The sequence below is a fragment of the Pseudomonas sp. Pme6b genome, assembly GCF_058129925.1.
Genome location: NZ_CM176704.1, coordinates 4,469,788 through 4,491,301, shown reverse-complemented (window position 1 = coordinate 4,491,301; position 21,514 = coordinate 4,469,788). Strand labels below are relative to the sequence as shown.

Here is a 21,514-nt window from a genome sequence, read left to right as displayed (position 1 = left end):
TGCAGCCTGTGTCCGCAACTGCGATCAGATATGCACAGGCAGGCTGTGCGGAAACAACAGATCGACGAAACGTTCGGCGGTGGGTTGTGGTTCATGGTTGGCAAGGCCCACGCGTTCATTGGCTTCGATGAACACGTACTCGGGCTGATCGGCGGCCGGCACCATCAGGTCCAGGCCGACGACCGGGATGTCCAGAGCCCGGGCTGCACGTACTGCTGCATCGCTGAGCACCGGGTGCAGAATGGCCGTGACATCTTCAAGGCAGCCACCGGTGTGCAAGTTTGCAGCGCGGCGCACGGCCAGACGCTGATCCATCGGCAGGATATCGGCATACTCAAAACCGGCCTCGCGCACTGTGCGCTCGGTCTCCTGGTCCATCGGAATACGGCTTTCGCCATCAGTCGCGGCGGCACGGCGACGGCTCTGGGCCTCGATCAACTGTTTGATGGTATGGCGTCCATCACCAATGACCTCAGCCGGACGACGGATCGCTGCAGCCACCACCTGAAAGCCGATCACCACGATGCGCAGGTCGAGGCCTTCATGAAAGCTTTCCAGAATGACGCGCGTGTCGAACCGACGGGCCTGTTCGATAGCGCTCTGAACGTCTTCGATGGTCCGCAGATCGACGGCGACACCCTGGCCTTGCTCGCCATCCAGCGGCTTGACCACGATTTGCCCGTGCTCTTCAAGAAACGCAAGGTTGTCGTCTGCACTGCCTGCCCGCTGCTGTGCGGGCAAGCGCAGGCCTGCAGCCTTCAACGCTCGATGGGTCAGGCTTTTGTCCTGACACAGGGTCATGCTCACCGCGCTGGTCAGATCGCTCAACGACTCGCGGCAGCGGATCCGCCGACCACCATAGCTGAGGGTAAACAGGCCGGCATCCGCGTCATCCACCTGTACGTCAATGCCACGACGATGGGCTTCCTCGACGATGATTCGCGCATATGGATTGAAATCCGCCTGCGGACCTGGGCCGAGGAACAACGACTCGTTGATGCCGTTCTTGCGCTTGATGGCGAAGGTCGGCAGGTTACGGAAATTCAGCTTGGCGTACAGCGCCTTGGCCTGATCGTTGTCATGCAACACCGACAGATCAAGGTAGCTCAGACCGCGGCTCATGAAGTGCTCGATCAAATGCCGCACCAGCACTTCACCCACGCCGGGACGTGTGCATTGCGGGTCAACCGCCAGGCACCAGAGGCTGCTGCCTTTTTCCGGATCATTGAAGGCTTTCTGATGATCAAGGCCCATGACGCTGCCGATGATCGTGTTGCTGCCCTCATCTTCGGCCACCCAATATACCGGGCCACCTTCATGACGCGGCGTGAGCAGGGCCGGGTCGATGGGCAACATGCCGCGTGCCAGATACAGGTTATTGATGGCTTGCCAGTCCGCTTCGTTATGCGCCCGGCGGATGCGATACCCGCGAAACACCCGGTGCGCCGGTCGGTAGTCGCTGAACCACAGACGAAGCGTGTCCGACGGGTCGAGAAACAACTGCTGCGGCGATTGCGCCAATACCTGCTGCGGCGCCGCCACATACAAGGCAATGTCACGCTCGCCGGGCTTTTCGTTGAGCAGGTCCTGGGCCAGTGCTGCCGGATCAGGGTAAGTGTGACCGATCAGCAAGCGACCCCAGCCACAATGCAGCGCCAAAGGCTCTGCGTCTATCTGGCTGCCATCTTCGGCAAGACGCGCTTGCAGACGTTCGTACGAGGGCGACTGGCCACGCAACAAGCGCTGGCTATAAGTCGTCGCGTTCTGTTTCATCAATCACAGTCCTTGTTCGCTGAGCCACAGGTTCAGCGCTGCCAGTTGCCACAGCTTGGAGCCGCGCAATGGCGTGAGCTGGCCCTCTGGGTTGGTCAGCAACTTATCGACCATGGCCGGATTGAACAGGCCGCGGTCCTGACTGGAGTCGGTCAACAGTTCACGCACCCAGTTGAGGGTGTCGCCCTGCAAGTGCTTGAGGCCGGGAACCGGGAAGTAGCCCTTCTTGCGGTCGATCACTTCCGAAGGAATGACCAGACGCGCCGCTTCTTTCAACACTTGCTTGCCGCCATCAGGCAATTTGAACTTGCCCGGAATACGCGCAGACAGCTCAACCAGACGGTAGTCAAGGAACGGTGTACGCGCTTCCAGGCCCCAGGCCATGGTCATGTTGTCGACTCGTTTGACCGGGTCATCGACCAGCATCACCGTACTGTCTAGGCGCAACGCCTTGTCGACCGCGGCGCTGGCGCCGTGCTGGGCGAAATGATCGCGAACGAAATCACCGGCTGCGTCGTTGGCTGTGCGCCACTTCGGCTGCACCGTCTCGGCATATTCCGCATAGCTGCGGTCGACAAACGCATCGCGGTAGGCCGCAACCGGGTCGCTCGCGCCGTCTACTTGTGGGTACCAGTGGTAACCGGCAAACAGTTCGTCAGCGCCCTGGCCGCTCTGTACCACCTTGCAATGCTTGGACACTTCACGCGACAGCAGGTAGAAGGCGATGCAATCGTGGCTGACCATCGGCTCGCTCATGGCGCGGAACGCCGCAGGCAGCTGTTCGATGATCTCGCTTTCCTGAATACGCAACTGGTGGTGGCGTGTGCCGTAATGCTTGGCGATCAAGTCGGAATACTGAAATTCGTCGCCACGCTCGCCACCGGCATCCTGAAAGCCGATAGAGAAGGTCGACAGGTCTTCTACCCCCACTTCACGCAACAGGCCGACCAGCATGCTGGAGTCGACACCGCCGGAAAGCAGCACGCCGACGTCTACCGCGGCACGCTGACGAATCGCCACTGCTTCACGGGTGCTGTCCAATACGCGGTCGCGCCAGTCTTCGAGCGTGAGGTTTTTCTCGTCTTCATGAGGACCGTAAGGCAGGGTCCACCAGACTTTCTGCTCGACCTTGCCGCTGGCGTCGATGCGCATCCAGCTGGCTGGCGGCAACTTCTCGACGCCCGCCAGCAGCGTGCGCGGGGCAGGCACCACAGCGTGGAAGTTGAGGTAATGGTTGAGCGCCACCGGATCAAGCATTCCGCTGATATCACCACCCTTGAGCAGGGCAGGCAGCGAAGACGCGAAGCGCAGGCGCTTGTCGGTTTTCGACAGGTACAACGGCTTTACGCCGAGGCGGTCACGGGCGATGAACAGCTGCTTGCTGTCACGCTCCCAGATGGCGAAGGCGAACATACCATTGAGCTTGGGCAGCATGTCTGCGCCCCAAGCGTGATAGCCCTTGAGCAACACCTCGGTGTCGCCACCGGAATGGAACTGATAGCCAAGGCTTTCCAACTCGGCACGCAATTCCGGGAAGTTATAAATCGCACCGTTGAAGGCCATGGACAGGCCCAGGTGACTGTCGATCATCGGCTGCGCCGAGCCATCCGACAGGTCCATGATTTTCAGACGGCGATGACCAAGGGCAACCGGCCCCTGGCTGTGAAACCCCCACGCATCCGGGCCGCGAGGCGCCAGCTCATGGGTAATGCGCTCAACAGCGGCCAGGTCCGCTGGTTGATGGTCGAAACGTAATTCACCTGCTAATCCGCACATAAGTCCTTACCGGGTTTCCGTTGGGGAGGTGACTGAGAAAGTGCAGTCACCCAGAAACTGACCCAGTGCGGGCATGGTAGTTTTAGATCAAAAAGTTATAAGCGTTTGAGATATATCCCTTGCTGCAGCCCGGCGGGTGCGACTGGACCTATCAAGATTGCTAGTGATGGTTCAATGCCCAGGCAGCGCATGATTCAGCCAAATAGCACCTGCTGCTACCAGGACGGGATAGTGCAATGGACGCAAACACTTGGGTTTCGATGAGGGAAATAAACTCTGAGCGGGATCTGATCGCGGGGGAGAATCTACAGATCACTCTTATCAATACCGCAAGGGGAGAACCGGTAGAAACCGTTCGGTTCTCTCCGACGCCTGCAGTGGGGCAGTACGAGTGGACGAAAGCTTTCGCAGATCACATCAACGCTACGGCCGTGCACCTACGTGCAGGCGTCCGGCAGACCGATGGGACATTCAAGACCGAGCACAGCAGTTACTTGAATAAAATATGGACAGATTCAGCGCCTGATCGTGTTGCGCTCACCACCGCATGCCGTTTCAATCAGTGGTCGGATCTATATACAGTCAACGCGGTAGGCGCGTTGCCTGAAGGTACAACTATCACGTGTAATCTTCTCAACAAGTCGACAGGCGACTGAACCGCCCCGGGTTTCTCGGAGACTCCAACCTTTGAGAGGATGGAGCGATGAAAAAACTACCGAAGTATTCCCCAGAGGTCCGTGAGCGGGCCATCAGGATGGTTTTCGAACACCTTCCTGAGTACGAGTCGCAGTGGGCCACCATCAGTGCCATTGCCCCCAAGATCGGCTGCACGCCCGAGACATTACGGCTGTGGGTTCGCCAATCTGAGCGCAACAGCGGCCAGCGTGATGGGCTGAGCACAGTCGAACGTGAGCGAGTCAAGCTCTTGGAGCGTGAGAACCGTCAGTTGCGTCAAGCTAACGAGATCTTGCGTAAGGCCTCAGCCTATTTTGCCCAGGCGGAGCTCGACCGCCCATTCAAACGATGAAGACGTTTATTGATGAAAACCGCCAGTCTTACGGGGTCGAGCCGATTTGCAAGGTGTTGCCAATCGCCCCGTCGACGTACTACCGGTACGCTGCTCAGCAGGCTGACCCCAGCCAGCAGTCAGCGCGTGCGCAGCGTGACCAGGAACTGGGTGAGCACATCCAGCGAGTCTGGGATGAGCACTTCCAGGTATATGGCGTGCGCAAGGTCTGGCGACAATTGCTGCGTGACGGACTGCAAGTCGCCCGCTGTACGGTGCAACGTCTGATGGGAGAGCTGGGCCTGCAAGGCGTGGTACGCGGCAAGCCCGTCAAGACGACGGTCAGCGACCAAGCCAGGCCGTGCCCGCAGGATCATGTCAACCGTCAGTTTGTGGCTGAGTGCCCGAACGCCCTATGGGTATCGGACTTTACCTACGTCAGTACCTGGCAGGGTTTTGTTTACGTGGCCTTCATCATTGATGTCTTTGCCCGATTCATCGTCGGTTGGAAGGTGTCCAGTTCAGCGCGTACCGATTTTGTACTCGATGCACTGGAGCAAGCCCTTTACGCCCGTCGCCCAGTCAAGCAGGGTGGACTCATTCACCACAGTGACCGTGGCGTGCAGTACGTGTCCATTCGCTATACCGAGCGTCTTGTCGAAGCCGGTATTGAGCCATCGGTCGGGAGTGTCGGTGACTCTTACGACAATGCTTTGGCTGAGACCATCAATGGTCTTTACAAGGCTGAAGTGATTCATCGACGCTCTTGGCCCACACGGGGGGCGGTGGAGCTGGAAACCCTGAAATGGGTGGACTGGTTCAATCACCGCCGCCTGCTGGAGCCAATCGGTCATATTCCACCGGTCGAAGCAGAAGCAATCTATTATCAGCAACTCACCGAGTCTGCCCAGGTGGCATGACTCAAACAAAAGGGTCTCCGAGAAACCCGGGGCGGTTCATCCTTCCAATGCTCACATTGCGAAATGGGCTGAAGTACTGTTGCCCTTTGCAGATACTGCCAACAAAGAAGCACTCAATGAATTGATTCGACGCACAATTGGCGATGAATCAAACAACCAATACTACAGCGGTGGACGTCTTTTTTGGGTCAATGACTATCTGGCCCATATCGGCTCTCACTACTGTGTGTGGGCCAAGGCGATTTCCACTCGTACAGTGGGTGGAGAAAGTGGCAACGGCGAGAACCCGAAAGGTTATTACATGGGCGCGGGCACCTGCTTTCTGACTCATCATGGCAAAGAGTATGAGGGCATCCAGCCGGTCTGGGACTGGCAACGTCTACCGGGTACGACCGTCGAACAAGTTCCGAATTTCAAATGGCCCAATACTGCCTGGGGGGTAAACATGTGGGGATCTCACGACTTTGCAGGAGGCGTGAGTGATGGAAAGAGAACCCTTCTGTCCATGGAGTTGTCCAGAAAAAACGTGACTCATGCCTATAAGACGGTCATGGCGACCGATGATCGTGTGACTTGCATGGGGACCGGAATTGATACTCGCTCTGTCATGTTTCCGGTGGTTACCTGTGTCAATCAGTGCATTGCACGTGGTCCGGTGAGGTACCTGACGATCGACAATCAAGAGCATACACTTGAGCAGGGCTCGCTGACGGCTGACAATATTCAGGCCGTTTACCATGATGGCTTCGTCTATACGCTGGCATATTTCCGCTCTCGCCCTACCGTGACTATCGAGGTGAAAAGCCGCAGCGGTGCCTGGTCTGACATCAATATCAACGGCTCCCCCTATACGGTGACACTGCCTGTTTTTTCGCTTTGTATCCACCATCAAAAAGGTGAGAACGGCTCTTACTGCTATAGCGTCAGTCCTTCAGAAGATCTCTTGGACGGGGCGCTCCTGCCAACAGCTACCGTATTCGAAGCCGGCATGGCTGATGAACACATCGTGTACGATGGCGAGGCCGTAATGGTAAGTTGTTTCGATGCGGAGTTAACGCGCAGATGGGCGCAGGAAGCCGGCCATGGCTTCTATCCGGAACAACCGTGCGTTTATATTGCAGAACAGCAGGACGCGCAGGTTAAATTGACCTGCGCCGACCCCACGCAGACCCTGGAAAACTTGGCATTTGTCATCAAGGCAGATGAGCGGGGCACGCCACTGGTCAGGCTGGTAGTACGCCTGCCGCAGGGTGATGAACGAGGGCGCTCTGTAACCGTCAACTTCTTGATTGATTAGTTGATGTCCGCAAGGAGAAGAGACGGGTATCAATAGCCCGTCATCTCCAGATACCCGACTCCCTCCTGGCTACCGCTGAACCTCACCGGGCCTTCCCAGTAGGGAATACTGGTGCCCATCCAGGCCTTGGAATTCAGCGCTTCGGTGGTGATGTTCAGGTTCCTGCCGGGAATTTTGATTGCCCAACGGGTCGGTACCTGATGCTCGCCTATTGAGGTCTCCGTGAGTGGTTCAAGGCCGATTTCATTGGCGTGCAGCAAACTTGTCGTGCCATCGGCGCTGATCCAGTTGCCGGTCAGGTAGGGTGTGCCGTCCTTGTGGCGGATGCGGTAAAGCATCAAGCGGTCGCCGCCTGCCAGTTGCAGCGAGAACCAGTCCCAGCCGCTCTGGTTGGCGGTCAGTGGCTGGCTGCTCCACTCCCGGTCCAGCCAGGCGTTACCGGTGACTTGATAGGTTTTTCCTTCAATTAGCACACTGCCTTTGGCGTCGAAGAAAGGCTGGCTGTAGTAGTACGACGCCTGGCCCGCTTCCGATTTCTGGCTGTAGCCTTGTTCGCCCTGCAACACCAGCGGCTTACTGGAGGTCAGGTGCAGGTCGTAGCGGAAATCCTTGCCGCTTGCCTTGAGTTGCATCGATGCGAGCGGGTCTCCGGTTTGAGCAGTGCTTGTGAATGCCCAATCGTCGATCCACGCCGAGAAGGGCGCCGACGTCACGTTTGCCTGGCCGACTCCACCCCGTGCATAACGCTCTGCCACGTAATGGCCGCTGCTTGATGTGGCTGCTGCATGGCCCAGCCAGATCGTGCCTTCGTTCCAGCCACTGCCGGTCTGTTGGCCGGGTCGCAGGGCATTGCGGAACAAGGTCCACTGCACGCCGAGCTGCTGGCCCGCGTCGTCCTTGAGGGTGGCGGTGATGTACCACCACTCGATACGAAAGCCGGGGTGCTGGCCGTGGTCCTGCGGGAATGAAAAGACCTTGCCGGGTGTCACCTGCGCATAGCTGTCGGCCGTATTGCCCAGACCGGCGAAACCGCTTTCAGGCTGCGGTTTGTCGTCGCAGGCGGTGAGCAGCGCTGCGACGACCAGCGGCATCAGCCATTTACTGTTCATTGGCGAATGTCCTGATTAGATCCGCTGGACGGCTGCGATACAACTTCAGCAGCGGCCAGGCCGAGGCCAGCAAAGTCGCCAGCATCGCCAGTGCCATCAAGTGCATAAGTTGCAGCGGGAACACCTGAAGCGGCAGGCGCCAGCCAAAGGCGCGAACGTTGATCACCGCATCCAGGCACCAGGCCAGTAACAGCCCCAGTGGTAGCGCGAGCACCAGTGTCAGGACCGCCAGCAGCCAGGTCTGTCCCAGGTTGAGCAGCATCAGTTGCCGTCGCGTGACACCCAGCGCCCACAATGGGGCGAGCTGCCCGAGGCGGCTCTGGCTCTGGGTCAGCAGGCTGATGAACAGCGCCACGCCAGCCACGCCCAGTGTCAGGCTGTTGAGTGCGGCAGTGGCGGCAAACGTACGTTCAAAGACCTGGCTCGACCACCCCTCGAGCTGGCTCTGATCGATGATGTGATTATCGTCCAGCTTGAAACGCGCTTGCAGCCGGGTGACCAGCGACGGGATTGTCGCCTGATCGACCCTCAGGTTGAAACGCACCGGCATCGATTGCGGCCAGTGGGCGAGCAGGTGCCGGGAGTTGACCAGCAGATGGCCCTTGGGGTTGCCATAGTCGGCATAGATCCCGACGATGCGTGGGGTCCACTTGCCAGTGGGCACCGGGATACTCAGCGTATCTTCCAGCCCCAGTTGAAGGCGGCGGGCCAATTGTTCGCTGAGCATGACTGTGTCTTCATCGCGCAACAGATTCCACGGATCACCGGCGACGGATTCCAGCAACGCCCAATGCTGGCGATAGGTGTCGTGATCGATAACGCCAAACAGGTCCGCAGGCCAGCCCTGAACTTGCACCGGCACTTGCCAGTTGGGCAGCACGGCGCCGATATCCTGTTGCTGGCTCAGCCAGGTGTTCAGCGGCTCGGCCTGCTCCGGATTCTGCGGGCTGACATACAGTTCGGCGGTCAGGCGTTGCTCCAGCCAACTGTTGAACGTCTGACGAAAACCCGACGTCATGCTGCCTGCGCCGATGTTCGCGGCCATCGCCAGCAGCAGGGCCATCAGCGCCAGACTCAGGGCGGGCAACTGTTGACGGCAATCCGCCAGAAACCACTGCCCGAGCACCGAGCGGCTGCGCGTCAACAGACCGCCAAGCATGGTGTCCAGCAAAACCGGCAGGGCCAGCGCGGCACTGAGCAGCAGGGCGGACATCATCACAAACCCCAGCATCAGACTGGTGCCGAATAACAGCGCGCTCACGCCCACCAACGCGCCCAGCACCGCCACCCACGCCTGGCGCTGCAACCATCGCGCATGCGCTTGCTGCCATGCCTGGGCATCGGCCAGTGCCAGCAACGGCAGGCGCGCAGCCCGCAACAGGCTATTGGCACCGGCCAGCAACGCGCCAAGCAGACTCAGGCCGATACCGCTCAGCCACCACCACAGACTGAGGTTCAACTGGCCGGCGACTTCCGCGCCGTACAAGCCGCGCAGACTGGCCGCGACATCCGGCAATAACAGGCTGGCCAACAGATAGCCGCTGACCACGCCGAAAATACCGCCCAACAGAGCCAGTGCGCCCAACTCTACGCCCAGCGCAGCTATCAACAGGCGTGCGCTGACGCCACAGGCACGCAAGTTACGCAACAGCCCACGGCGCTGTTCGAGGGCCAGGCCAATGGCCGCGTGGACAATGAACAGGCCGACGATGAAGGACAGCACCCCGAGCGCATTCAGATTGAGGTGGAAGCTTTCGGTGAGACGCTCCAGATTGTTTTCTTCGCCGCTTTTCTTGATCACCAGCAGGTCATTCAGGGCTGCCGGTAGCGCAGGGTTTTGCCGGGCAAAATCCTTGGCCAGCAGCATTCCGGACAATTGCCCCGGCTGGCCCAATAACGGTTGCGCAAAGCCTATGTCAGTCAGCAAAACGCCGGGCGCCATGTCGAGTTTAGCGTGCAAGGGGGGCAGCGGAACGCCGGTTTCGGTCAACGGTTGCTGGCCTTCTTCGAGCCCCAGCGCTTGCAGGGTCTGCGGCGCAATCCAGGTCATGCCCGGCGGCGTGAGGAAGTCCACGACCTGTTCGGCGTTCAGCGTCTGCCCGGCCAGTGTCGAGCCGGTCGGCAAAGTCACCGGCTCGATACCCATCAGTTGCAGGCGACGGTCTTCGCGCCCTTGAAGCACGATACGGCCTTGCAGCATGGGCGATACGGGCCAGCCTTCGCGGCGCAACCCGATAAACAATGCCTGCGGGAACAGCCCGCCGCTGCTGGCGGCGATACGGGTCTGCGGCTCGCCGCCAATCAGCTGGCTGGCGCGCTGGTAGCTTTCCCGTGCCTGACTATTGAGCGCCTGCACGCCGGTCAGCAGTGCGGTGGCCAGCCACAGGCCGGTCAGCACGCTGAAAAACTGCACGGGGTGACGTCGCCAGTGGCTCAGCAATGCGCGCAGCGTCCAGTAGAAAACCCGCATCAGCGCTCGCCTTCGACAGCCAGACGACCGAGATGCAGCACCACTTTGCGCGCCAGTCGGTCAGCGACCCGCGGGCTGTGGGTGACCATCAACAGGCTAGTGGGGCTGTCGGCGAGCACATCCAGCAGCAGTTGCAGCACTTCGTCGCTGGTGGTCTCGTCGAGATTGCCGGTGGGCTCGTCAGCCAGCAGCAGGCTGGGCCGTGAAGCGAGGGCGCGACCTATCGCTACCCGCTGCTGTTGTCCGCCGGACAGTTGCTCGGGATAGCGATTCAGCAGCGTGCCCAGACCCAGACGCTCGATCAGGCGCGCCTGCCAGAGCGCATCGAATCGCCCGGCCAGCCGTGCCTGGAACGCCAGATTGTCAGCGATTTTCAGGCTGCCAATCAGGTTGAACTGCTGAAACACCAGACCGATTTCAGTCCGCCGCCAGTTCGCCAGCTGGCTTTCGTTCATCAGGTCCAGACGCTGGCCTGCAACCTCGATGCTGCCGTCATCGACCTGATCAAGGCCCGCGACCAGATGCAGCAAGGTGCTTTTGCCACTGCCGGATTCGCCCATCAACGCCAGGCTTTCGCCCTGTGTCAGGTGCAGGTCCACGCCCTTTAATACATTCAGCGGCCCCTGTGCCGTGGTGTAGCGCTTGAATACGTTTCGCACTTGCAGCATGAGCGGCTCAATGGTTCTGACTGAGTTAAAAGATTAGCGCCTGAGCGCAAGCGCGTCGCGACCAGATATCAGCTATCGTGCGACGCTCCGCGTCGTCATGCCGTTCAGGACGCTCTGCGTCCTCTTTGCTACGCAGAGCGTCGCGACCTGCATTCCCGAACGACAATCATAAAGCTACTTCCCGCCGCCGCGAATCAGCCCGCGCAGGGCAAACCGGTTAGGGTGACAGGCTTCGGCAACGCTACGCGGCAAGGGCAGAGGTTCGTTATCGAGCCAGGCGGCGATCAGTTCGCCACACAGCGGCGCGGTGATCAGCCCGCGCGAACCGTGGCCGCTGTTGACGTACAGGCCGTCCAGCCACGGGCAGGCGATGTTGGGCACCTGGCGCGCGTCCTTGCCCAGGGCAGCATAGGCCTGAAGGAATGCTTCGCGATCGGCCAGCGGCCCGACGATGGGCAGGTAGTCCGGGCTTGTACAGCGAAAGGCTGCGCGACCCTGCAATTGCTCGGGCGACAAATCGGCGGTCTCGAGGCGTGAAGTGAGGTCTTCTGAAATCTCCCGCAACAGCCCCAGATTGTCCAGATGATCGGCCAGGTTGAGGGTCAGATCAGTACTGCTGAAATCGAAACTGGCACCCAGTGTATGTTCGCCCAGACGCGCCGGAGCCACATAACCCTCGGCGCACACCACACTGCGCAATGCCGCGCTGGCCTGAGTCTGCGGCAAACGGGTGATCTGCCCGCGGATGCGTTTGAGCGGTAAATCGGCGCTCTGCGAAAACTGCTTGATATCCGCCGCCCCGGCCAGCACGACGACTGGCGCGCTGGCGATCAGTTGCTCTGCGTTCCAGGCCTGCCATTGACCTTCCACACGTCGCAGTTGCAACGCCTGATGATGAGTCATCAGACGAATATTCGGGTGCTCGACCTGCGCATTGCACAAGGCAGGCGGGTGCACCCAGCCGCCTTCGGGGTAAAACAGCCCGCCACTGTTCAGCGCAACGCCGCTTTGCGCCTCGGCTGCCGGTTGGTCGAGCAAGCGCAGGAGGGATTCGGGGAAAGCATCGACCAGTTGTTTCTGGCGTTGTGCCTCCGTGTCGTCGAAGGTCAGTTGCAGCACGCCGCAAGCGTCCCAGTCGACACCGCGCTGCAAGCGTTCAAGCAGCCTTCGCGTGTGGCCAAAACCACTGAGGATCAACTGTGAAAGCGCTGTGCCATGCGCCGATAACTTCAGGTACAGCGCGCCCTGCGGGTTGCCGGATGCTTCCTGCGCCGGTGCGGCGTGGCGCTCCAGCAGGCTGACCTGCCAACCCCGCTGCGCCAGGCTCTGCGCCGTGGCGCAGCCTGCCAGCCCTGCGCCGATCACCAGCGCCTTGCGCTCGCCGCTAATCGGAGCGGGGCGGGCGAACCAGGGTTTGGCGGCAGGAGAGGGTGCAGCATCTTCAGGCCAGGCGATAAACGCGCCGCGCAGCACTTCCCATTTATGACCGATGCCCGGCACCCGCTTCATTTTGAAGCCTGCTGCGTTCAGCGAGCGCCGCACCCAGCCGGTGCTGGTAAACGTGCCTATCGTGGCGCTCGGTGCAGACAGGCGCGCCAGTTCGGCAAACAGTTCGGGTGTCCACATTTCCGGGTTTTTCGCTGGCGCAAACCCGTCGAGAAACCACGCATCAATCTGCCCGTCCAGCTGCGGCAGCATCTGCAGCGCGTCACCAATCAGCAGGGTCAGGGTCACGCGGCCGTCATCGAATACCAGACGCTGAAAGCCTTCATGCACAGCCACATATTGATCGAGCAATTGACCCGCGAACGGCCACAGCTCTGGCCACAACGCCAGGGCACGCTGCAGGTCGGCGCGGCTCAGCGGGTATTTCTCGACGCTGACGAACTGCAGGCGCGCATTGGCGGGCGCGCACTCGTCGAACAACTGCCAGGCACAGAGGAAATTCAGCCCGGTGCCGAATCCGGTTTCACCAATGATCAGCCTGCCGTCCTCCGGCAGCTCGCTGAAACGCCGACGCAGGTCGTTCTGGACCAGAAACACATGGCGCGTCTCGTCCAGACCGGACTCGGTGGAAAAGTAGACATCGGAGAAATCGCGGGAACGCGGGTTGCCTTGTTCGTCCCAGTCTATCCGGGCGTGGCGGGTAATGGTCATGTCAGGCTCAGCGGTGGCAGTGGGCGCATTTTAGCCGTGTGCGAGGATAAAAGTGCGATCACTGCTGCGCCGATTGACCGATGCCCGCAATCGGTGGTCAGAATGCTCACTGAGGGTTGTCCACCGGGCGTTCTCTGAGCCATCCCCAATCAGGAGTTGTGCATGTTTGAATCCGCTGAAATCGGTCATGCCATTGACGACGAGACCTACGAAGCTGCTTTGCCCGAGTTGCGCGAAGCCTTGCTGGAAGCGCAGATAGACCTGCACGAGCAGGCCGGTCGGCAGATCATCGTATTGATCAACGGCATAGAGGGCGCAGGCAAGGGCGAGACCGTCAAACTGCTCAGCGAATGGATGGACCCGCGCCTGATCGAGGTACGCACCTTCGATCAGCAGACCGACGAAGAGCTGGCCCATCCACCCGCCTGGCGTTACTGGCGACAACTGCCTGCCAAGGGGCGCATGGGAATCTTCTTTGGTAACTGGTATAGCCAGATGTTGCAGGGCAGGGTCCACGGGCGTTTCAAGGACGCGGTGCTCGATCAGGCCATCAGCGGTGCCGAGCGATTGGAAAAGATGCTCTGCGATGAAGGCGCGCTGATCTTCAAGTTCTGGTTTCACCTGTCAAAAAAACAGATGAAGCTGCGCCTCAAGACCCTCAAGGATGATCCGCTGCACAGCTGGCGCATCAGCCCGCTGGACTGGCAACAGTCCAAGACTTACGACAAGTTCGTGCGCTTCGGTGAGCGGGTGCTGCGTCGTACCAGCCGCGAATATGCGCCTTGGCATGTGATCGAAGGCGTGGACGCCAATTACCGCAGCCTGACGGTCGGCCGTCTGCTGCTGGAAGGCATGCAGGCCGCGCTGAACAAAGTCGAGCCCGAGCCCGCTGCGCTCACCGTTGGCCCGTTGGCGATCCATGACAATGAGTTGACCCTGCTGGACAGCCTCGACCTGAGCCTGCACCTGAGCAAGGACGACTACCAACAGCAGCTCATCACCGAGCAGGCTCGCCTGTCCGGCAACATGCGCGACAAACGCATGAAAAGCCATGCACTGGTGGCCGTGTTCGAAGGCAACGACGCGGCAGGCAAGGGCGGCGCGATACGTCGTGTTGCAGCGGCGCTCGACCCGCGTCAGTACGCTATCGTACCGATTGCTGCACCGACTCAGGATGAACGTGCTCAGCCGTATTTGTGGCGTTTCTGGCGGCAGATACCGGCGCGCGGCAAATTCACTATTTTTGACCGCTCGTGGTACGGCCGGGTGTTGGTCGAGCGGGTCGAGGGCTTTTGCAGCGAGTCCGACTGGAAGCGCGCTTACGCCGAAATCAATGACTTCGAAGAGCAGCTCACGGACGCAGGCATTGTGGTGGTCAAATTCTGGCTGGCCATCGATCAGCAGACCCAGCTGGAACGTTTTCAAGAGCGCGAAAAGATCCCGTTCAAGCGTTACAAGATCACCGAAGACGACTGGCGCAACCGCAAGAAATGGCCGGATTACCGCCAGGCAGTGGGCGACATGGTGGATCGCACCAGCACCGAAATTGCGCCGTGGACACTGATCGAGGCCAACGACAAGCGCTGGGCGAGGGTCAAGGTGTTACGCACGATCAACGAGGCGCTGGAAAAGGCGTTTAGTAAAGACAAGAAGAAGTGATCGTCTGAACCGCGTGCCTGTCTGCATCGGCACTGGCGGGCGCAGCGGGGCATCATTTGCGAGGCGGGCGCGTTTTCTGCCTGATGATGTAAATGGTCACCAGCACCGCGCTGGTCAGCATGAAAGTTCGTGCCCAAGGCTGTGCGATCAGGTAGCACGACAGGCTGATGCTCAGCCACATCAGGCCGATTGCGTACACCTTGCCCTTGAGCGGGATGCCGTTGCCTTCAAGGTAGTCTCGAATCCATGGGCCAAGCCGCGGGTGGTCGACCAGCCAGTGGTAGAAACGTGGAGAGCTGCGCGCGAAGCATGCAGCTGCCAGCAGCAGAAAGGGCGTGGTGGGCAGCACCGGCAGGAATATCCCGATGACGCCCGATACCACGCTCAACCAGCCAACCGCTATCAGCAGATAGCGCACCGAGCGGTGACGGCTGGTGCGCGGTGGGTCTTGCGCCATAGGCGCAGACTCAGTGGTGGCGGGGCTTGAGGATCGCCGGCTTTTCGTCCGGAGCCTGGCAGAGCAGGTACAGGGCGGTCAGTGCTTCGGGGATCTGCACGATCATGTCGTCCATCAGGTTGGCGTCCTGGGCGATGTCGGCGAACTCCGGCTGCTCGTCGAACAGACCCGAACCGACCATGATCGGCAGGAGCATTTCGCTGACTTCTTCCTCGGCACTTTCGAACCAGGCGTTTTCACGCAGGAACACGCCTTCCATGAAGCCGATGCACCAGCCACGCAGGTCCGAATCATCCGGATCGTCGCCCAGGTCGAGATCACACGGCAGTTCGAACTCTTCGTCCGACGCCAGCTGGCGGGCAATGTGTGCCTTGAGTGCGATCAGCGTGGCTTCGACCTCTGTCTGTTGCGCCTCGCTGCTGTACTGCGGCGGCTCGGAGAACAGCGCGTCGATCCACTCGCGCTCCGGCACGTCTTCGGCACAGATGGACAGGGCGGTCAGGTAGCCATGAGCGGCCACGTAGTCCAGTGCTTCTTCGTGCAGTTCATCTGCATCGAGGAAGACTTGCAGGCGGGTTAATTGCTCAGCGAAGGACATGGAAGCGCTACCTTGAAAATAAACGATGCTGGATTCTAGGCCCTGAGCGTCCTTGGCGCCAGCGCGCAGGCCAATTGCGGTTAATTTCGACCGCTCATGTCCGAGCCATCCATTGCTCCCGAGCGCTCGGGTATACTCCCCCGTTTTGCAGTGCAGCAGGATATTCCGGGGTTTTTATGCTTGAGCAGGCACAACGCGTACTTAAAGACATCTTCGGTTACGACAGCTTTCGTGGTCGCCAGGGTGCCATTATCGAGCGTGTAGCCAACGGTGGCGATGCACTGGTGCTGATGCCGACCGGTGGTGGCAAGTCCCTGTGTTTTCAGGTGCCGGGGCTGTTGCGTGAGGGGCTCTGTGTGGTCGTCTCGCCGCTCATTGCGCTGATGGACGATCAGGTCGCCACGCTGGATGAACTCGGTGTGTCCGCTGCTGCGCTCAACTCCACCCTCAGTGCCGAGCAACAGCGCGAACTGGCTAACCGCATTCGCCTGGGCGAAGTGAAAATGCTCTACCTCGCCCCGGAGCGCTTGGTGCAGCCGCGCATGCTGTCGTTCCTGCAAAACCTTCAAATTGCCCTGTTTGCCATTGATGAAGCGCACTGCGTATCGCAATGGGGTCATGATTTCCGCCCTGAGTACCTGCAACTGGGGCAACTGGCCGAGCTGTTTCCGGATGTGCCGCGCATTGCGCTGACTGCCACCGCCGACAAGCGTACCCGTGAAGAAATCGTCACGCGCCTGCACCTGCAGAACGCCGAGCGCTTTCTGTCCAGCTTCGACCGGCCAAACATCTTCTATCGCATCGTGCCCAAGGAACAGCCGCGCAAACAGCTGCTGGCGTTCCTCTCCGAACGGCGCAGCGATGCTGGCATTGTCTACTGCCTGTCGCGCAAGAAAGTCGATGAAGTGGCCGTATTTCTGAGCGAAAACGGCTATCCCGCGCTGCCGTATCACGCCGGGCTGCCCTCGGAAACACGTGCTGCCAACCAGAAACGCTTCCTTAATGAGGAAGGGCTGATCATGGTGGCGACCATCGCGTTCGGCATGGGCATCGACAAACCCAACGTGCGTTTTGTTGCGCACATGGACCTGCCCAAATCGCTTGAGGCCTACTATCAGGAAACCGGCCGGGCCGGGCGTGATGGCCTGCCTGCCGATGCCTGGATGGCTTACGGTCTGCAAGACGTGCTGATGCTCAAGCAGATGTTGCAGAACTCCGAAGGTGACGAGCGCCATAAGCGTCTGGAGCAGCACAAGCTCGACGCCATGCTCGCCCTGTGCGAAGAAACCCGTTGCCGCCGACAGACCCTGCTGGCCTATTTCGACGAAGACATGCCCAAGCCATGCGGGCATTGCGACAATTGCGTCGATGGCGTGCAGACCTGGGATGCCACCGAGCCTGCGCGTCAGGCGCTGTCGGCCATCTACCGTACCGGCCAGCGTTATGGCGTCGGTCATCTGGTCGATGTGCTGCTGGGCAAATCCAACGACAAGGTAGAAAGCTTCGGCCATCAGCATCTGTCGGTGTTCGGGGTCGGCAAGGCACGCACCGAGGCCGAGTGGCGCTCGCTGTTCCGCCAACTGGTGGCGCGCGGGCTGGCAGACATCGACCTTGAAGGCTATGGCGGCCTGCGCTTGAGCGACACGTGCCGGCCTTTGCTGCGTGGCGAAGTTACTCTGGAACTGCGCCGCGACCTCAAGCCACAAACCACTTCAAAGAGCAGTTCCGGCAGCCCGGCGAGCCAACTGGTGCGCGGCGAAGAGCGCGAGCAGTGGGAGGCCTTGCGTGCCTTGCGGCGCAAGCTGGCCGAGGAACATGCCGTGCCGCCTTACGTCATTTTCCCGGACTCGACCCTGCTGGAAATGCTGCGCAGCAAACCCGGATCAATGGCCGAGATGGCCCGAGTGGGCGGCGTGGGCGCGCGCAAGCTGGAGCGTTACGGCGAGGCCTTTCTTGAAGTGCTCAGTGGCAAGGCCGAGGCACCACGGGTGGTGGCCGATGTACGCCACGAGCTGATCAGCCTGGCGCGTGCCGGTATGACCCCCACGCAGATTGCCGGTCAGTTGCAGTGCTCGGAAAAGAATGTCTACACCCTGTTGGCCGAGGCCATCGGCAAGCAGCAGCTGTCCATCGAGCAGGCACTGGACTTACCGGAAGACCTGTTGGGCGAGGTTCAGGATGCCTTTCTCGATGGCGAAGGAGAACTACCACCGGTGTCGGCGATTGCCGAGCAGTTTGCCGGGCGGGTGCCGGAGGGCGTTTTGTATTGCGTGCGAGCGGCGTTGCAATCGGAATTTGAGGTATAACAGCGTGCGACGAAACGTCACCGTCCCGCGCTTGCCTGAACATAAGGACCATGCTTAGCTCGCTAATAATTAGTTTGAATCATGAGTTTCCTTATGCCATTGACTGATGAACACCGTTTCGGGATGCAACTCGGACATCTCACCCGGGGCTGGCGCGCCGAACTGGATCGTCGGCTTGCCGATCTTGGCCTGTCTCAGGCGCGTTGGCTGGTCCTGCTGCACCTCGCCCGGTTCACCGAGCCGCCCACCCAGCGCGAGCTTGCGCAAAGCGTGGGCGTCGAAGGGCCGACCCTGGCGCGTTTGCTCGACAGTCTTGAAAAGCAGGGCCTGGTTCAGCGCCAGGCGGTGGTCGAGGATCGACGCGCGAAAAAGATCCTGCTCAGTGATACTGCCTTGCCACTGATTGAAAAGATTGAAACCATCGCCAATGTGCTGCGTATCGAGCTGTTCGAGGGCGTGAGCGAGGAAGATTTGCGCGTCAGCATGCGGGTGCACTCGCAGATTCTGGCCAATCTGGAAAGATCCTGAGACGAAGCCGGGCGTTCTCAACCATAATCGTGCAACGGATACTGAAGTCCAACTGATTACGTGAGAAGCCTGCTGTGGTTTCTATAAGGGTTCGCATGCTGAAGAGTTCACTGGCTGCTGTCGAAGGTGCAGGTCGCAGGGCGCGCGGGGTGTTTTGCAAGAGCGTCATAGCGGCGTCATTGCTGGCCTGCTCTACGCTGGCGTCTGCGTTGGGGCTGGGTGAAATCACCCTGCACTCGGCGCTCAACCAGCCGCTGAATGCCGAGATCCAGCTGCTGGAGACTGGTGGTCTGAGCAACGAAGATGTTGTCGCCAGGCTCGCGTCGCCCGAGGCTTTTGCCAAGGCGGGCATAGAGCGGGTGTTCTTTCTCAACGACCTGCGCTTCACCCCTGTGCTGCGCGGCGATCGCGGCGTGATCCGGGTGGTATCCACTAAACCGGTCACCGAACCCTACCTGAGTTTTCTCGTCCAGTTGGCGCGGCCGAATGGCGATTTGCTGCACGAATATACGGTGTTGCTTGATCCTGCCACCTCACCGCAAGGTCTGGCCGCCACGCGCAGCCGCAACACGCAACGTTCGACGGCCTCGGCGCAGGAAAGCCGCATGCCGGTCGCGCCACCGGCCGCCGTGCAGGGCAAGCATTACACGGTTGCCAATGGCGATACCCTGAATGGCATTGCCAGCCGCTTACAAGGGCCGGGCAACAAGGTTTCGGCAAGCCAGCTGGCAGACGGCATTCGTTTGCTCAATCCGCAGGCATTCGCGGCGGGCGCCGGTTCCGCGCTTAAAGTTGGCCAGGATTTGTTGCTGCCCGATTCCGCGATATTGCCAAGTGCCGCTGCGCCTGCCGCCAGCCCGGAGGCGTCGTCACCCAAGCCTGCCGAGTTGCAGCGCACCGCCGAGCAACTGTCGGCGGCCGCCATTGAAAACCAGCAACTGGCTCAATCGCTGGAGGCGCTCAAAGCCCAGACTCAAGAACTGCAAGAGCAGATGAGTGGCAAGGACAAGCAAATCACCGCGCTGCGCAGTGATCTTGCCGTTGCGCAATCCGCTGCCCGACCTGCCACGCCTGCCGCACCTGCAATAACTCCGGCTACTCCTGCTCAAGCGGCCGCTGCCCCGACGCCAGGCACCGATTCATTCCTGAGCCTGCCGATACTGCTTGCTGCCGTGTTGATTGTGCTTCTGCTTGTAGCGTTTGCTTATTCGAGACGACGCCAGCAGCGCAAACAGTCCGCAGCACCTGCTGTTGCGCCGGATGAGCAACTGATCAAACCTGCTCAGGCGACCATGCTTCCGGTGTTCGAAGTGCCCGCCGTTGCGCCACAGCCCGTGGTGCAGCCACCACCGACCCCGGCAGCGACCAAACCACCGGCAGCGCAACGTTCGGCTGGCTCTACGCCGGATGCGCTGGACGGCGTCAGCATTTACATCGCCTACGGGCGCTTTACCGAGGCGATGGGCATTCTGCGCAGCGCCCTGGAAAAGCAGCCGGAGCGTGATGACATTCGCATCCGCTTGCTGGAATTGCTGGCGGAGCAGGGCGACGGCAGCGGTTTTGTTCGGGAAGAGCAATCAGCGCTGGAGCACGGTGTTGATCCGCAGACCATTCAAGACATCCGCGACCGCTTTCCACAAATCAAGGCCGCCGAAGTTGCGCCTGTGGCGGCGGTCGTCCCTGCCGCTGCGGTCGCGGCTACCACGCTGTCTTTCGAAAAGTCCGAGCCCGAGCCAGAGTCTGCCGCCTATCTGCAGCCCGACCTGGAGCCTGAACCCGCGGCGCAGCTGGACGAAACCGCCGCAGCGGCGCTGAATTCGCAGGACGAGTTTCAGTTGAACCTCGATGACCTGTCGATGGATGCCGACTGGGATCTGGTCGATCCGTTCGACAGCCCGCCGCCGCGCATCAAGCCAGCAGCGGCGACTGCTGCGCCAGCGCCCGCTGACGTCGACCCTGGTTTTTCTTCGGACCTGACTCAACTGCCGGAAGTCTTTGAGCTCTCGGATGAGCAGTTCCTCAGTGATTTCTCCGAGCCCGATGTCATCGAGCCCATCGAAGTGGTGGCACCTGCCGCCGCTGACGACCTGAGCGATGACTTTCTCGACAGTTTCATGAGCGACGACGCAGAGTTCGACCTGCTGGACCTTGAAGAGCCACCACTCAGCCAGATCAATCAGGCGCAGGTGCTGATCGAGGAGGGCGATCTCGAGTCGGCTCGTGAAATTCTGCAACAGGTCATTGCCGAGTCCGACGAGGAGCATCGGCGCATGGCGCGGGAACTGTTGGCGGGCATCAGCTGAACCCGTTGTTTTCTTGAGCAGGCGTGACCGGTCTGGCGTTTAACGAAAGATCGGCCGAATGCCCCGGCATTTCGGATACGCCACGCAGCCCCAGAACTCACCGGCATTCTTGCCGGTGCGGGCCACCTTGATCACCATGGTTTTTTTACAGTGCGGACACGCGGGCGCTGCGGGCGCTGCGGGCTCTGCCGGCAGCTTTGGCGTGGCCGGTTCATGACGCTTTTCCGGGCGTTTGGCGCGGCTGGTTTTGACAGGCTTTTGCGGTTGCGGTGAATGCACTGCGGGTTTGGTGGGCTGCGCATGCTGTTGCTGATCCGCTGTCTGGCCGGCAACCCTGCTCAGTAGCCTGCGAAATATGCGGATCAATGCCGCCAGAGCAGATGTCGTGTTGCGTGCCATAAAGGTGCCTTGAGTCGCGTCGCGTTCAGGGGCGGCATGGTGCAGGCATCCTCGTCAGGACGCAAACTCCTACTTGGCGATCATGCCC

At 60.4% G+C, this 21,514-nt stretch carries 16 protein-coding genes and 1 other annotated feature; of the genes, 7 read left to right on the top strand and 9 right to left on the bottom strand.

What is annotated here, in order from left to right:
- Positions 1–24: 24 nt before the first annotated feature.
- The gene (gene ngg / locus AC4ANE_RS20350; RefSeq protein ID WP_002552560.1) at positions 25–1,773 is read right to left on the bottom strand and encodes an N-acetylglutaminylglutamine synthetase; all 1,749 of its coding nucleotides are present in this window, start codon (positions 1,771–1,773) and stop codon (positions 25–27) included.
- A 3-nt stretch (positions 1,774–1,776) separates the two neighbouring features.
- Entirely contained in the window at positions 1,777–3,549 is a 1,773-nt protein-coding gene (locus tag AC4ANE_RS20345; protein WP_031597946.1) for an N-acetylglutaminylglutamine amidotransferase, read from the bottom strand.
- Positions 3,550–3,785: 236 nt separating this feature from the next.
- On the opposite strand from AC4ANE_RS20345, the gene AC4ANE_RS20340 reads away from it, so the two are divergent.
- The 3 genes from AC4ANE_RS20340 to AC4ANE_RS20330 all read left to right on the top strand — a co-directional run bounded on the left by AC4ANE_RS20340 (position 3,786) and on the right by AC4ANE_RS20330 (position 6,772).
- The gene (locus AC4ANE_RS20340) at positions 3,786–4,205 is read left to right on the top strand and encodes a hypothetical protein (RefSeq protein ID WP_460408489.1); all 420 of its coding nucleotides are present in this window, start codon (positions 3,786–3,788) and stop codon (positions 4,203–4,205) included.
- A gap of 47 nt (positions 4,206–4,252) precedes the next feature.
- Positions 4,253–5,475 (top strand): IS3-like element IS51 family transposase gene (locus tag AC4ANE_RS20335; protein WP_095178853.1). Its coding sequence is split into 2 segments (ribosomal slippage): positions 4,253–4,538 and positions 4,538–5,475, totalling 1,224 coding nucleotides; the frame shifts between segments, so codons are not numbered across the junction.
- Positions 4,531–4,647, top strand: a sequence feature (AL1L pseudoknot). It overlaps the preceding gene by 117 nt.
- Positions 5,476–5,554: 79 nt before the next feature.
- Complete coding sequence (locus tag AC4ANE_RS20330; RefSeq protein ID WP_460408487.1) at positions 5,555–6,772, top strand: polysaccharide lyase family 8 super-sandwich domain-containing protein; 1,218 nt, start codon at positions 5,555–5,557, stop codon at positions 6,770–6,772.
- 29 nt (positions 6,773–6,801) lie between these two features.
- On the opposite strand, the gene AC4ANE_RS20325 is transcribed toward AC4ANE_RS20330, so the two are convergent.
- From AC4ANE_RS20325 to mnmC, 4 genes are all read right to left on the bottom strand, one after another.
- Positions 6,802–7,881, bottom strand: a complete 1,080-nt coding sequence (locus AC4ANE_RS20325) for a lipocalin-like domain-containing protein (protein WP_002552563.1) — start codon at positions 7,879–7,881, stop codon at positions 6,802–6,804.
- The gene (locus AC4ANE_RS20320) at positions 7,871–10,351 is read right to left on the bottom strand and encodes an ABC transporter permease (protein WP_031597177.1); all 2,481 of its coding nucleotides are present in this window, start codon (positions 10,349–10,351) and stop codon (positions 7,871–7,873) included. Before AC4ANE_RS20320 ends, AC4ANE_RS20325 begins: the two co-directional genes overlap by 11 nt.
- Positions 10,351–11,019 carry an ABC transporter ATP-binding protein gene (locus tag AC4ANE_RS20315; protein ID WP_002552565.1) on the bottom strand — a complete coding sequence of 223 codons (669 nt, stop codon included), beginning with the start codon at positions 11,017–11,019 and terminating at the stop codon, positions 10,351–10,353. The genes AC4ANE_RS20320 and AC4ANE_RS20315 overlap by 1 nt, the downstream gene beginning before the upstream one ends.
- 174 nt (positions 11,020–11,193) lie before the next feature.
- Positions 11,194–13,176, bottom strand: a complete 1,983-nt coding sequence (mnmC, locus tag AC4ANE_RS20310; RefSeq protein ID WP_002552566.1) for a bifunctional tRNA (5-methylaminomethyl-2-thiouridine)(34)-methyltransferase MnmC2/FAD-dependent 5-carboxymethylaminomethyl-2-thiouridine(34) oxidoreductase MnmC1 — start codon at positions 13,174–13,176, stop codon at positions 11,194–11,196.
- Positions 13,177–13,338: 162 nt separating this feature from the next.
- On the opposite strand from mnmC, the gene pap reads away from it, so the two are divergent.
- Positions 13,339–14,835, top strand: a complete 1,497-nt coding sequence (gene pap / locus AC4ANE_RS20305; protein ID WP_057425619.1) for a polyphosphate:AMP phosphotransferase — start codon at positions 13,339–13,341, stop codon at positions 14,833–14,835.
- A 52-nt stretch (positions 14,836–14,887) separates the two neighbouring features.
- Here pap and AC4ANE_RS20300 read toward each other — a convergent pair whose 3' ends face one another.
- Both AC4ANE_RS20300 and AC4ANE_RS20295 read right to left on the bottom strand, forming a co-directional pair.
- Positions 14,888–15,292, bottom strand: coding sequence for a YbaN family protein (locus AC4ANE_RS20300; protein WP_031597181.1), 405 nt, complete (start codon positions 15,290–15,292; stop codon positions 14,888–14,890).
- A gap of 10 nt (positions 15,293–15,302) precedes the next feature.
- Entirely contained in the window at positions 15,303–15,890 is a 588-nt protein-coding gene (locus AC4ANE_RS20295) for a UPF0149 family protein (RefSeq protein WP_002552569.1), read from the bottom strand.
- 176 nt (positions 15,891–16,066) lie between these two features.
- Here AC4ANE_RS20295 and recQ point away from each other — a divergent pair, with 176 nt between their 5' ends.
- From recQ to AC4ANE_RS20280, 3 genes are all read left to right on the top strand, one after another.
- On the top strand, positions 16,067–18,196 hold the full coding sequence (recQ, locus tag AC4ANE_RS20290) for a DNA helicase RecQ (RefSeq protein WP_016980791.1): 2,130 nt from the start codon (positions 16,067–16,069) through the stop codon (positions 18,194–18,196).
- Between the two features lie 93 nt (positions 18,197–18,289).
- Positions 18,290–18,724 (top strand): MarR family transcriptional regulator, encoded by a 435-nt coding sequence (locus AC4ANE_RS20285; protein ID WP_002552570.1) that lies wholly within the window; start codon positions 18,290–18,292, stop codon positions 18,722–18,724.
- A 95-nt stretch (positions 18,725–18,819) separates the two neighbouring features.
- Positions 18,820–21,027 (top strand): motility hub landmark protein FimV, encoded by a 2,208-nt coding sequence (locus AC4ANE_RS20280; protein ID WP_031597183.1) that lies wholly within the window; start codon positions 18,820–18,822, stop codon positions 21,025–21,027.
- 39 nt (positions 21,028–21,066) lie between these two features.
- Here AC4ANE_RS20280 and AC4ANE_RS20275 read toward each other — a convergent pair whose 3' ends face one another.
- A complete protein-coding gene (locus tag AC4ANE_RS20275; RefSeq protein WP_031597185.1) occupies positions 21,067–21,426 on the bottom strand; it encodes a topoisomerase DNA-binding C4 zinc finger domain-containing protein in 360 nt (119 codons plus the stop codon).
- Positions 21,427–21,514 lie beyond the last annotated feature (88 nt).